Source organism: Pseudomonas fluorescens, from assembly GCF_041354075.1.
Classification (GTDB): domain Bacteria; phylum Pseudomonadota; class Gammaproteobacteria; order Pseudomonadales; family Pseudomonadaceae; genus Aquipseudomonas; species Aquipseudomonas fluorescens_CE.
The window spans coordinates 12,030-25,175 of sequence record NZ_JARZGC010000019.1 but is presented as its reverse complement, the minus strand read 5'-3'; the positions used below and the strand labels follow the sequence as shown (position 1 = coordinate 25,175).

Annotated in this window: 13 protein-coding genes; 12 read left to right on the top strand and 1 reads right to left on the bottom strand. The window is 61.1% G+C overall.

The features are described from left to right. Positions 1-44 precede the first annotated feature (44 nt). From QIW53_RS20855 to QIW53_RS20800, 12 genes are all read left to right on the top strand, one after another. Entirely contained in the window at positions 45-1,169 is a 1,125-nt protein-coding gene (locus tag QIW53_RS20855; protein WP_371051506.1) for an ABC transporter ATP-binding protein, read from the top strand. A 43-nt stretch (positions 1,170-1,212) separates the two neighbouring features. Further along, positions 1,213-2,256, top strand: a complete 1,044-nt coding sequence (locus tag QIW53_RS20850) for an ABC transporter substrate-binding protein (RefSeq protein ID WP_371051505.1) — start codon at positions 1,213-1,215, stop codon at positions 2,254-2,256. Between the two features lie 151 nt (positions 2,257-2,407). Further along, complete coding sequence (locus tag QIW53_RS20845; RefSeq protein ID WP_371051504.1) at positions 2,408-3,655, top strand: ABC transporter permease; 1,248 nt, start codon at positions 2,408-2,410, stop codon at positions 3,653-3,655. 12 nt (positions 3,656-3,667) lie between these two features. Then, a complete protein-coding gene (locus QIW53_RS20840; protein ID WP_192306469.1) occupies positions 3,668-4,492 on the top strand; it encodes an ABC transporter permease in 825 nt (274 codons plus the stop codon). 205 nt (positions 4,493-4,697) lie between these two features. Next, positions 4,698-5,846, top strand: coding sequence for an iron-containing alcohol dehydrogenase (locus QIW53_RS20835; RefSeq protein WP_371051503.1), 1,149 nt, complete (start codon positions 4,698-4,700; stop codon positions 5,844-5,846). Positions 5,847-5,926: 80 nt separating this feature from the next. Next, complete coding sequence (gene rpe, locus QIW53_RS20830) at positions 5,927-6,601, top strand: ribulose-phosphate 3-epimerase (RefSeq protein WP_192306465.1); 675 nt, start codon at positions 5,927-5,929, stop codon at positions 6,599-6,601. Beyond that, entirely contained in the window at positions 6,598-7,416 is an 819-nt protein-coding gene (locus tag QIW53_RS20825) for a phosphoglycolate phosphatase (protein WP_371051502.1), read from the top strand. The genes rpe and QIW53_RS20825 overlap by 4 nt, the downstream gene beginning before the upstream one ends. Before the next feature lie 72 nt (positions 7,417-7,488). Beyond that, positions 7,489-8,970 (top strand): anthranilate synthase component I, encoded by a 1,482-nt coding sequence (gene trpE / locus QIW53_RS20820; RefSeq protein ID WP_192306461.1) that lies wholly within the window; start codon positions 7,489-7,491, stop codon positions 8,968-8,970. 114 nt (positions 8,971-9,084) lie between these two features. After that, entirely contained in the window at positions 9,085-9,678 is a 594-nt protein-coding gene (locus QIW53_RS20815) for an aminodeoxychorismate/anthranilate synthase component II (protein ID WP_371051501.1), read from the top strand. 9 nt (positions 9,679-9,687) lie between these two features. Continuing rightward, positions 9,688-10,737: an anthranilate phosphoribosyltransferase gene (trpD, locus tag QIW53_RS20810; protein WP_371051500.1), complete on the top strand. Its 1,050-nt coding sequence runs from the start codon at positions 9,688-9,690 to the stop codon at positions 10,735-10,737. After that, positions 10,734-11,570, top strand: coding sequence for an indole-3-glycerol phosphate synthase TrpC (gene trpC / locus QIW53_RS20805; RefSeq protein WP_371051499.1), 837 nt, complete (start codon positions 10,734-10,736; stop codon positions 11,568-11,570). Before trpD ends, trpC begins: the two co-directional genes overlap by 4 nt. Positions 11,571-11,705: 135 nt before the next feature. Further along, positions 11,706-12,407: a lipoyl protein ligase domain-containing protein gene (locus QIW53_RS20800; RefSeq protein WP_371051498.1), complete on the top strand. Its 702-nt coding sequence runs from the start codon at positions 11,706-11,708 to the stop codon at positions 12,405-12,407. On the opposite strand, the gene crp is transcribed toward QIW53_RS20800, so the two are convergent. Further along, positions 12,404-13,048 carry a cAMP-activated global transcriptional regulator CRP gene (crp, locus tag QIW53_RS20795; RefSeq protein ID WP_371051497.1) on the bottom strand — a complete coding sequence of 215 codons (645 nt, stop codon included), beginning with the start codon at positions 13,046-13,048 and terminating at the stop codon, positions 12,404-12,406. The genes QIW53_RS20800 and crp overlap by 4 nt on opposite strands. Between the last annotated feature and the right edge of the window lie 98 nt (positions 13,049-13,146).

Below are 13,146 nucleotides of genomic sequence, written 5' to 3'. Positions count from 1 at the left end.
ACTAGGCTTAGTCCACAGCAGTCATCAACAACAAAGGTGTGGGTATGAGCCAGGTCGATTCAAGCGCAGGGGCCAGTGACATTCTGGTCAGCTTTCGTGGAGTGCAGAAGAGCTACGACGGCGAGAACCTGATCGTCAAAGACCTCAACCTGGACATTCGCAAGGGCGAATTCCTCACCCTGCTCGGGCCGTCCGGTTCGGGCAAGACCACCAGCCTGATGATGCTCGCCGGTTTCGAAACCCCGACCGCCGGTGAAATCCTCCTGGCGGGGCGCTCGATCAATAACGTGCCACCGCACAAACGCGACATCGGCATGGTGTTTCAGAACTACGCCCTGTTCCCGCACATGACCGTGGCCGAGAACCTCGCGTTTCCACTGACCGTGCGCGGCCTGAACAAAAGCGATGTCAGCGACAAGGTCAAGAAAGTCCTGAGCATGGTCCAGCTCGACACCTTCGCCCAGCGCTACCCGGCACAGTTGTCGGGCGGCCAGCAGCAGCGGGTGGCATTGGCGCGCGCACTGGTGTTCGAGCCACAGCTGGTGCTGATGGACGAACCGCTCGGTGCGCTGGACAAGCAATTGCGCGAACACATGCAGATGGAGATCAAGCACCTGCACGAGCGCCTCGGCGTGACGGTGGTCTACGTGACCCACGACCAGGGCGAAGCCTTGACCATGTCCGACCGCGTCGCGGTGTTCCACCAAGGCGAAATCCAGCAGATCGCCCCGCCGCGTCACCTCTACGAAGAGCCAAAAAACACCTTCGTCGCCAACTTCATCGGCGAAAACAACCGTCTCAATGGCCGTTTGCACAGCCACACCGGCGACCGTTGCGTGGTCGAACTCAGTCGTGGTGAAAAGGTTGAAGCCCTGGCGGTCAATGTCGGCAAGGCCGGCGAACCCGTCACGCTGTCGATTCGCCCGGAACGCGTGAGCCTCAATGGTTCGAGCGAGTCCTGCGTCAACCGCTTCTCAGGGAGGGTGGCGGAATTCATCTATCTGGGCGACCACGTCCGGGTTCGCCTGGAAGTCTGCGGCAAGACCGACTTCTTTGTGAAACAACCGATCGCCGAGCTCGACCCTGCGCTCGCGGTTGGCGATGTGGTACCGCTTGGCTGGCAGGTCGAACACGTCCGTGCGCTCGACCCACTTCTAGAGGCGAATTAATCGTCCTTCTGCTTCACCAACCTGCACGTGGAGAACAATATAAATGTTGAAATCCCTGAAATTCACCGCCCTGGTCATGGGCATGATCGGTGCGGCACACGCGATGGCAGCGGGCCCGGACCTGACCGTGGTGTCCTTTGGCGGGGCGAACAAGGCGGCGCAAGTCAAAGCCTTCTACGCGCCGTGGGAAGCGGCGGGTAATGGCAAGATCGTAGCGGGCGAGTACAACGGTGAAATGGCCAAGGTCAAGGCCATGGTCGACACCAAGAGCGTGTCCTGGGACCTGGTGGAAGTGGAATCGCCGGAACTGTCCCGTGGTTGCGACGAAGACATGTTCGAGCAACTGGACCCGGCACTTTTCGGCAAGACCGAAGACTACGTCAAGGGCGCTATCCAGCCTTGCGGCGTGGGCTTTTTCGTCTGGTCGACCGTCCTGGCCTACAACGCCGACAAGCTGAAAACCGCACCGACCAGTTGGGCGGACTTCTGGGACACCAAGCAGTTCCCGGGCAAGCGTGGCCTGCGTAAAGGCGCCAAGTACACCCTGGAATTCGCCCTGATGGCCGACGGTGTTGCGCCGAAAGACGTCTACAAGGTGCTGGCCGGTAAAGATGGCCAGGACCGCGCGTTCAAGAAGCTCGATGAACTCAAGCCAAGCATTCAGTGGTGGGAAGCCGGCGCACAACCGCCGCAATACCTGGCCTCTGGTGACGTGGTCATGAGCTCGGCCTACAACGGCCGGATCGCCGCCGTGCAGAAAGAAAGCAACCTGAAAGTGGTGTGGAACGGTGGCATCTACGACTTCGACGCCTGGGCGATTCCACGTGGCCTGAGCAAGGAGCGTGCCGAGGCAGCGAAGAAGTTCATCGCGTTCTCGGTGCAGCCGCAGCAGCAGAAGACCTACTCGGAAAACATCGCCTACGGTCCTGCCAACACCCAGGCCGTGCCGTTGCTGGCCAAGGATGTCCTGAAGGACATGCCGACCACCCCGGAAAACATCGCCAACCAGGTGCAGATCGACGTCAGCTTCTGGGCTGACAACGGCGAGCAACTGGAGCAGCGCTTCAACGCCTGGGCTGCCAAGTAAGACCGCAGCGCGGGCTTACGCTGTAGGAGCGAGCTTGCTCGCGATAGGGGCGTGTCATTCACCATTGATGTTGAATGTGCCAAAGCCTTCGCGGGCAAGCCCGCTCCTGCAGGTTTTTTCGAACTAGAAAAATAGATTTCCGGAGTACGCCATGGCTATCGCCGTTCCCGTGAACGCGGGCACCGACCCCACCTTGAAGCAGCGGCTCAAGCATGCCGAGCGGGTCAACCGCTGGAAGGCCCAAGCCTTGATCGCACCGCTGGTGCTGTTTCTGTTGCTGGTGTTCCTGGTGCCAATCGTGGCGCTGCTCTACAAAAGCGTGGGCAACCCGGAAGTGGTCGGCGGCATGCCGCGCACGGTCCAGGCCATCGCCAGTTGGGACGGCCGCGGCCTGCCTGACGAACCCGTGTACAAAGCGGCCGCCGAAGACCTCGCCGAAGCCCGCAAGAATCAGACCCTGGGTGATTTGTCCAAGCGCCTGAACATGGAGCTGGCCGGCTACCGCAGCCTGCTGACCAAAACCGCCCGTGCCTTGCCGCTCGCCGAAGAACCGCCTTCTTACAAGGAAGCGCTGGAAGGCCTCGACGAGCGCTGGGGAGACCCGGCCTACTGGCAGGCGGTGCGTCGCAACACCAGCAGCATCACCCCGTATTACCTGCTGGCGGCGGTCGATCACCGCATCGATGACCTGGGTGAGCTGGCGCCAGCGACCCCCGATCAGGCGATCTACCTCGACATTTTTGCCCGTACCTTCTGGATGGGCCTGATCATCACTGCGTTTTGCCTGGTGCTGGCCTATCCGTTGGCGTACCTGTTGGCGAACCTGCCAGCACGCCAAAGCAACCTGTTGATGATCCTGGTGCTGCTGCCGTTCTGGACGTCGATCCTGGTGCGGGTCGCGGCCTGGATCGTGCTGTTGCAATCGGGTGGCTTGATCAACAGCGCCCTGATGGCCATGGGCATCATCGACAAGCCGCTGGAGTTGGTGTTCAACCGCACCGGGGTCTACATCTCCATGGTGCACATCCTGCTGCCGTTCATGATCCTGCCGATCTACAGCGTGATGAAAGGCATCTCGCCGACCTACATGCGCGCCGCGATTTCCCTCGGCTGCCACCCGTTCGCCAGTTTCTGGCGGGTGTACTTCCCACAGACCTATGCCGGCGTCGGTGCCGGGTGCCTGCTGGTGTTCATCCTCGCCATTGGCTACTACATCACCCCGGCGTTGCTGGGCAGCCCGAACGATCAGATGGTCAGTTACTTCGTCGCGTTCTACACCAATACCAGCATCAACTGGGGCATGGCGACCGCCCTCGGCGGGCTGCTGCTGTTGGCGACCGTGGTGCTTTACCTGATTTACAGCTGGCTGGTGGGCGCCAGTCGCCTGCGCCTGAGCTAAGGGGAAATTGAAATGCTGAGTCCTTATATGTCGCCCGTCGAGCGGGTGTGGTTCTACAGCTTGCGGATTCTCTGCGGCCTGATCCTGTTGTTCCTGGTGCTGCCGGTGCTGGTGATCATCCCGTTGTCGTTCAACTCCGGCAGCTTCCTGGTGTACCCGCTGCAGGGCTTCTCGTTGCAGTGGTATCACGATTTCTTCGCGTCGGCGGAGTGGATGCGGGCATTGAAGAACAGCATCATCGTCGCCCCGGCGGCCACGGCGCTGGCCATGGTCTTCGGTACGCTGGCGGCGATCGGCCTGACGCGGGGCGATTTCCCGGGCAAGTCCCTGGTGATGGCGCTGGTGATTTCGCCGATGGTGGTGCCGGTGGTGATCATCGGTGTGGCGAGCTACCTGTTCTTCGCTCCCCTGGGCCTGGGCAACAGTTTCTTCTCGCTGATCGTGGTCCACGCGGTACTGGGTGTGCCGTTCGTGATCATTACCGTGTCGGCGACCTTGCAGGGCTTCAACCATAATCTGGTGCGCGCAGCTGCCAGCCTCGGCGCGTCACCGCTCACGGCCTTTCGCCGGGTGACCTTGCCGCTGATTGCACCGGGTGTGATTTCGGGGGCGCTGTTTGCCTTTGCCACCTCGTTCGATGAAGTCGTGGTGACGCTGTTCCTCGCCGGCCCGGAACAGGCGACCTTGCCTCGGCAGATGTTCAGCGGTATCCGCGAAAACCTCAGCCCGACCATCGCCGCCGCCGCGACGCTGCTGATCGCCTTTTCGGTCATCCTGCTGCTGACCCTGGAGTGGCTGCGAGGCCGTAGCGAAAAATTGCGGACTGCGCAGGTCTGAAGCGACCCACGGTGGGTAGGTGGGAGCGGGCTTGCTCGCGAAGCGGTTTATCAGACGACATCAATGTTGGCTGACACGACGCCTTCGCGAGCAAGCCCGCTCCCACAGTTGTCCCGTGCTGTCATTCACGACCTGAATGGCAGACAACCCCAAATCCCCAGCTACTATTGTGCCCAGCTCCCCTGTCTATAAGAGGCTGCGCACGATGAGTCTTTCCTCGTTCAAAATCGCTCACAAACTGATCACCGGTGCGGCCGCCATCGAGCAGCTGTCCGCCGAACTCGCACGCCTGGACATCGATAACCCGTTGATTGTCACCGATGCGGCGCTGGTCAAGTCCGGTACGGTCGAGCTGGCGCTTGCGCAGCTGGGAGACCGGGCCTTCGAGATTTTCGACCGGGTGCTGCCCGACCCGGAAATCGCCATCGTCGAAGACTGCATGCGGGTGTACCGCGAAGGCGGGCACGATGGCTTGATCGGCCTGGGTGGCGGCAGTGCCATCGACATCGCCAAAGCCGTCGCGGCCTATGCCGGTTATCACGGTGCGCTGGAGGATCTGTTCGGCATCGACCAGGTGCCGCGCAAGGGGCCGCCGCTGATTGCCATCCCGACCACCGCTGGTACGGGTTCGGAAGTCACCAATGTGGCGATCCTGTCCGACAAGGTCGCGCAGCTGAAAAAAGGCATCGTCAGCGACTATCTATTGCCGGACGTGGCGCTGGTCAGCCCGCAGATGACGCTGACCTGTCCGCGCAGCGTCACCGCCGCCAGCGGCGTCGATGCCCTGGTGCACGCCATCGAGTCCTACCTGTCGGTCAACGCCTCGGCGATAACCGACGCGCTGGCCATCGGCGCAATCAAGCTGATCGCCAGGGCGCTGCCCAAGGCCTATGCCAACCCGTCCAACCTGCAAGCCCGCGAAGACATGGCCACCGCCAGCCTGATGGCCGGCATGGCTTTCGGTAATGCCGGGGTCGGTGCGGTGCATGCCCTGGCCTATCCGCTGGGCGGGCGCTTCAACATCGCCCACGGCGTCAGCAATGCCTTGTTGCTGCCGTATGTCATGACCTGGAACAAGATGGCCTGCGTTGAACGCATGCAGGATATAGCCGAAGCCATGGGGGTCAAAACCGCTCATTTGAGCGCCAATGAGGCGGCCGACAAAGCCGTCGAAGCGATGACCGAGCTGTGTGCAGCGGTGGAAATTCCCCCTGGCCTGCGCAGTTTCGGGGTTCCCGAGGACGCCATTCCCGCCATGGCCGTGGAAGCTGCGGGCATTGAGCGCTTGATGCGCAACAATCCGCGCAAGTTGAGCGCCATTGATATCGAGAAGATCTATCGCTCGGCGTACTGATCATCGTGCTCACGGTGCGCGCGTCAAAGCATGAGGTATACAATGCGCGCCATCGTGATTTAGCTCAGAAAAGGTGCGTCATGCAGCCCTTCGTAATTGCTCCGTCGATTCTCTCCGCCGACTTCGCCCGTCTGGGTGAGGAAGTGGACAACGTTCTGGCCGCCGGTGCAGATTTCGTGCACTTCGATGTCATGGACAATCACTACGTGCCCAACCTGACCATCGGCCCGATGGTGTGCGCCGCCTTGCGCAAGTACGGTGTCACCGCGCCGATCGACGCGCACCTGATGGTCAGTCCGGTGGACCGCATCGTCGGTGACTTCATCGAGGCTGGCGCGACCTACATCACCTTCCACCCGGAAGCCACGCAGCACATCGACCGCTCCCTGCAACTGATCCGCGAAGGCGGCTGCAAATCCGGCCTGGTGTTCAACCCGGCGACCCCGCTGGACGTGCTCAAGTACGTGATGGACAAGGTCGACATGATCCTGCTCATGAGCGTCAACCCAGGCTTCGGCGGGCAGAAGTTCATCCCCGGCACCCTCGACAAGCTGCGTGAAGCCCGCGCCCTGATCGATGCGTCCGGTCGCGACATCCGTCTGGAAATCGACGGCGGCGTGAACGTGAACAACATCCGTGAAATCGCGGCGGCGGGCGCCGACACCTTTGTGGCCGGCTCGGCGATCTTCAATGCGCCGAACTACCAGGAAGTGATCGAGAAGATGCGCGCTGAACTGGCGCTGGCCCGCCCATGAGTGGTTTTGAGCAACTGTTTCCGGGCCGACTGCCGCGTCTGGTGATGTTCGATCTGGATGGCACGCTGATCGATTCCGTCCCTGACCTGGCCGCGGCGGTGGATAACATGCTGCTCAAGCTCGGACGCCCACCGGCCGGCCTCGAGTCGGTGCGCGAGTGGGTCGGCAATGGCGCACCTGTATTGGTGCGGCGTGCCTTGGCCAACCACATCGACGCCGAGGGTGTCGATGAGCTCGAGGCCGAACAGGCCCTGGAGCTGTTCAACGGCTTTTATGAGGCGGGTCATGAACTGACGGTGGTTTACCCCGGTGTGCGCGACACCCTCAAGTGGTTGAACAAGCACGGCGTGGAAATGGCCCTGATCACCAACAAACCGGAGCGTTTTGTCGCGCCGTTGCTGGATCAGATGAAAATCGGCCGGTACTTCAAGTGGATCATCGGCGGCGACACCCTGCCGCAGAAGAAGCCTGATCCCGCCGCGCTGTTTTTCGTGATGAAAATGGCCAACATTCCGGCATCGCAATCGCTGTTTGTCGGCGATTCGCGCAGCGATGTGCTGGCCGCCAAAGCCGCAGGGGTCAAATGCGTGGCGCTCAGCTACGGCTACAATCATGGCCGGCCGATTGCCGAAGAGTCGCCGGCGCTGGTCATCGACGATTTGCGCAAGCTAATTCCCGGTTGCCTGGATCCGGCCGCTGAGATAACGTTGGGCGACGTTGTTAAACCCCCTTCTGGAAACGCCATCGTGGTGGTCACTCGCAAACTCTGGATGAAAGTCATCAAGGCCCTGGCCCGTTGGCGTTGGCGCGCCTGACTTGTTCCTGGCCGGTATTACCGGCGCGTTTGCATACCTGACTGTTCGCACCTCAAGCCACGAGGCTACACCATGATCCGCGAAGAATTCCTGCGCTTGGCCGCTGCCGGCTACAACCGCATCCCGCTTGCCTGCGAAACCCTGGCCGACTTCGACACACCGTTGTCGATCTACCTGAAACTGGCCGACGAACCCAACTCCTACCTGCTCGAATCCGTACAGGGCGGCGAAAAGTGGGGCCGTTACTCGATCATCGGCCTGCCGTGCCGCACCGTGCTGCGGGTTCATGACCATCACGTCAGCGTCACCCATGACGGCGTCGAGATCGAAAGCCATGACGTGGAAGACCCGCTGGCGTTCGTCGAAACCTTCAAGGCGCGCTACAACGTACCGACCATCCCGGGCCTGCCGCGTTTCAACGGCGGCCTGGTGGGTTACTTCGGCTACGACTGCGTGCGTTACGTGGAAAAACGCCTGGGCAAATGCCCGAATCCGGATCCACTGGGCGTACCGGATATCCTGCTGATGGTCTCCGACGCCGTGGTGGTGTTCGACAACCTCGCCGGCAAGATGCACGCCATCGTCCTGGCCGACCCCGCGCAGGAAGACGCCTTCGAGCAAGGTCGTGTGCGTCTGGAGGCACTGCTGGAAAAACTCCGTCAGCCGATCACCCCGCGCCGGGGCCTGGATTTCAGCAAGCAACAATCTGCCGACCCGGTCTTCCGTTCCAGTTTCACCCAGCACGATTACGAAAAAGCCGTCGACACCATCAAGGAATACATCCTGGCCGGGGATTGCATGCAGGTAGTGCCGTCCCAGCGCATGTCGATCGACTTCAAGGCCGCGCCCATCGATCTGTATCGGGCGCTGCGTTGCTTCAACCCGACGCCTTACATGTACTTCTTCAATTTCGGCGACTTCCACGTCGTCGGCAGTTCGCCGGAAGTGCTGGTGCGGGTCGAGGACAATCTGATCACTGTGCGCCCGATTGCCGGTACCCGTCCGCGCGGCGCCAGTGAGGAAGCCGATCTGGCCCTGGAACAGGATCTGCTGTCCGACGACAAGGAAATCGCCGAGCACCTGATGCTGATCGATCTGGGCCGCAATGACACCGGTCGCGTGTCCGAAGTCGGGTCGGTGAAACTCACTGAAAAAATGGTCATCGAGCGTTACTCCAACGTGATGCACATCGTTTCCAATGTCACCGGTCAGTTGAAGGCCGGGTTGACGGCGATGGACGCGTTGCGGGCGATCCTGCCGGCGGGCACCCTGTCCGGTGCGCCGAAAATTCGTGCGATGGAGATCATCGACGAGCTGGAGCCGGTCAAGCGTGGCGTCTACGGCGGCGCAGTCGGTTACTTCGCCTGGAACGGCAACATGGACACCGCGATTGCCATTCGCACGGCGGTGATCAAGGACGGCGAACTGCACGTACAAGCCGGCGGCGGCATCGTTGCCGACTCGGTGCCTGCGCTGGAATGGGAAGAAACCCTGAACAAGCGTCGTGCAATGTTCCGTGCCGTCGCCCTGGCTGAACAAACCCCGGAAAGCTGACCGATGAACGCCGCCCGTATGCCATGCCGCTTTGGCTGACAAAGCGCTGGACGCTGCGGGACATTCATTCGAAGGCAGCCTTTAAAGTCAGTGAATTCAAGAGGTTCTCAAGCCATGTTGCTGATGATCGACAACTACGACTCTTTTACTTACAACGTTGTGCAATACCTGGGCGAACTCGGTGCCGAGGTCAAGGTGGTGCGCAACGATGAGCTCACCATCGCCGAAATCGAAGCCCTGAACCCTGAGCGGATCGTGGTTTCGCCCGGCCCTTGCACGCCGACTGAAGCCGGCGTCTCGATCGACGTGATCAAGCATTTTGGCGGCAAACTGCCGATTCTCGGCGTCTGCCTGGGCCACCAGTCCATCGGCCAGGCCTTCGGCGGGGATGTGGTGCGTGCCCGTCAGGTGATGCACGGCAAGACCAGCCCGGTGTTCCACGAAGACAAGGGCGTGTTTGAAGGCCTGAATCATCCGTTGACAGTTACTCGCTACCACTCCTTGATCGTCAAGCGCGAAACTCTGCCCGACTGCCTGGAACTGACCGCCTGGACCCAGCATGAAGACGGCTCGATCGACGAGATCATGGGCCTGCGTCACAAGACCCTGAACATTGAAGGCGTGCAGTTCCACCCCGAGTCTATCCTGACCGAACAGGGGCACGAACTGTTTGCCAACTTCCTCAAACAAACCGGCGGCACGCGCTAAGGACTTTCCATGAATATCAAGACAGCCCTGAGCCGTATCGTCGATCACCTCGACCTCAGCACCGAGGAAATGCGCGACGTGATGCGCGAAATCATGACCGGTCAATGCACGGATGCCCAGATCGGCGCATTCATGATGGCCATGCGCATGAAGAGCGAAAGCATCGACGAGATCGTGGGCGCCGTATCGGTCATGCGCGAGCTGGCGGACAAGGTCGAGCTCAAGACCCTCGACGGCGTGGTCGATGTGGTGGGCACCGGGGGTGACGGTGCGAATATTTTCAACGTGTCGACCGCTTCCGCCTTCGTGGTCTCGGCGGCCGGTTGCACCGTGGCCAAACATGGCAACCGTGCGGTTTCGGGCAAGAGCGGCAGTGCCGATCTACTGGAGGCGGCCGGCATCTACCTGAACCTGACGCCGGTCCAGGTGGCGCGCTGCATCGATAACGTCGGCATCGGTTTCATGTTCGCCCAGACCCATCACAGTGCCATGAAGCACGCTGCTGCACCGCGCAAGGACCTGGGCCTGCGCACCCTGTTCAACATGCTCGGCCCGCTTACGAATCCGGCCGGCGTCAAACATCAGGTCGTCGGCGTGTTCACCCAGGCCTTGTGCCGGCCGTTGGCCGAAGTCTTGCAGCGCCTGGGCAGCAAGCATGTGCTGGTGGTGCATTCCAAGGATGGCCTGGACGAGTTCAGCCTGGCGGCACCGACCTTCGTGGCAGAACTGAAAAACGACCAGATCACCGAGTATTGGGTCGAGCCGGAAGACCTGGGCATGAAAAGCCAGAGCCTGCACGGTCTGGCAGTCGATAGCCCGCAGGCTTCCCTTGAACTGATTCGCGATGCGCTGGGCAAGCGCAAAACTGAAAACGGTCAGAAAGCGGCTGAAATGATCATGCTCAACGCGGGTGCAGCGCTGTACGCCGCCGATCACGCCAGCAGTCTGAAAGAGGGCGTTGCCCTGGCGCATGACGCGCTGCACACCGGCCTCGCTCGGGAAAAGCTGGAGGAGCTGGGTGCGTTTACGGCGGTATTCAAAGTGGAGAATGAGGGATGAGCGTACCGACGGTTCTGGAAAAAATTCTGGCGCGCAAGGTCGAGGAAGTGGCCGAGCGTAGCGCTCGCGTCAGCCTCGCCGAGCTGGAACGACTGGCCAGGGAAGCGGATGCGCCCCGTGGTTTTGCCCAGGCCCTGATCGCCCAGGCGAAATCGAAGCAGCCAGCGGTCATTGCCGAAATCAAGAAGGCGTCGCCAAGCAAAGGCGTGATCCGCGAGGACTTCGTGCCTGCCGACATTGCCAGGAGCTATGAGCGGGGCGGTGCGACCTGTCTGTCCGTGCTTACCGACGTCGATTATTTCCAGGGTGCCGATGCCTATCTGCAGCAGGCCCGAGCGGCCTGCGCACTGCCGGTCATCCGCAAGGACTTCATGATCGATCCCTACCAGATCGTCGAGGCACGGGCTTTGGGCGCCGATTGCGTGCTGTTGATCGTCTCCGCACTGGATGACGTGAAAATGGCCGAGCTGGCAGCGGTGGCCAAGGGTGTGGGGCTCGACGTGCTGGTGGAAGTGCACGATGGCGACGAGCTGGAGCGGGCCCTGAAAACCCTCGACACACCGCTGGTGGGCGTGAACAACCGCAACCTGCACACCTTCGAGGTCAGCCTGGAAACCACGCTCGACCTGTTGCCGCGAATCCCGCGCGACCGTCTGGTGATCACCGAAAGCGGCATTCTCAACCGGGCGGACGTGGAGCTGATGGAAATCAGCGACGTGTATGCATTCCTGGTGGGTGAAGCGTTCATGCGTGCCGAGCAACCGGGCAACGAACTGCAGCGTCTGTTCTTCCCGGAGCGTGGCGTGCCTGTCAGCGGTTCGACGCTGGACTGATCACGCGCCAAGCGAGTTGACCCTATCGCGAGCAAGCCCGCTCCCACTCTGGAATGTGTTTCGAATGTGGGAGCGGGCTTGCTCGCGAACAGGGTCTGGAATGTTCCAGCTAGCTGAGACCTCCCGGAGCCGATCATGTCGCATCCTACTTCCCTGACCATCGAAGCCGGCCTGCAAGCCGAACAGGATTTGCTGGCGTCCGTCTGCGCAGGTGATGCCGAGTTCGGCTTGTTGTTCTGGCACCCCAGTGATCGCGCTCTGGTCATGCCGCGCCGATTGAGTCGCCTGCCGGGTTTCGAAGCGGCCTGCGAGGCATCGTCGGCTGCAGGCTGGCCAGTGCTGCTGCGTGAGACCGGTGGCGAGCCGGTGCCGCAATCGGCGTGCACCCTCAACATCGCTTTGGTCTACGCACCGCCGCGCAGCGAAGGTGATCTGAATCGCATCGAGTCCGGCTACCGGCGTTTATGCGACCCGATATGCCAACTGCTGGATGAGTTGGGTGGCGTTTCGTCTCTGGGCGAAATCGACGGTGCGTTCTGCGATGGCCGTTTCAATGTCAACCTCGACGGCCGCAAGATGGTGGGCACCGCCCAGCGCTGGCGCCAAAGCCAGGGGGGACTGCGGCCGGTGGGCCTGGTGCACGGTGCGATGTTGCTCGATAACGAGCGCGAGTCGATGGTCGCGGCGGTCAACCGATTCAATCAGGCCTGCGGCCTGGAGCAGCGGGTTCGCGCCGAGAGCCACATTGCCCTGCATGAGAAGTTCGTTGCACCGGATGCACTGGCGCGGCTCGACACGCTTTATCGTCAGATGCTGGCGGCCATGTTCGGTACTTAACGCGTCCCGAACACCACCATGGTCTTGCCCTTGACGTTCACCAGGTTGCGTTCTTCCAGGTCCTTGAGCACGCGACCAACCATCTCCCGCGAACATCCGACAATCCGTCCGATTTCCTGACGCGTCACCTTGATCTGCATGCCATCGGGGTGGGTCATGGCGTCCGGCTGCTTGCACAATTCGAGGAGGCAGCGGGCCACGCGGCCGGTCACGTCGAAGAAGGCCAGGTCACCGACCTTGCGAGTGGTGTTGCGCAGACGTTGTGCGATCTGTCCGCTGAGTGCGTAAAGAATGTCGGGGTCCTGCTGGGACAACTCGCGGAATTTCGTGTAGCTGATTTCCGCAACTTCGCACTCGATCTTGGCGCGAACCCAGGCGCTGCGCTCCTGTTCCATACCGGCCTGCTCAAACAGGCCCAGTTCACCGAAGAAGTCTCCGGGGTTCAGGTAGGCGATGATCATTTCACGACCGTCGTCATCCTCGATCAGGATGGTGACCGAACCCTTGATGATGAAAAACAGCGTTTCCGAGCGGTCGCCTGCACAAATGATATTGCTCTTGGCCGCATAGCGCCGGCGCTGACAATGCATCAACAGTTTGTCGAGGTTCTTGATTTTGGGGGGTGGGGCAATAGCAACCATGGTTGTATCCCGAAAAGACTGCACGGTATGTTTGATTTTTTATGAGGCGCTGGGGTTGCTGCGCAGGTGGCTATGCGCCAGCTAATTGGCGTCAGCTT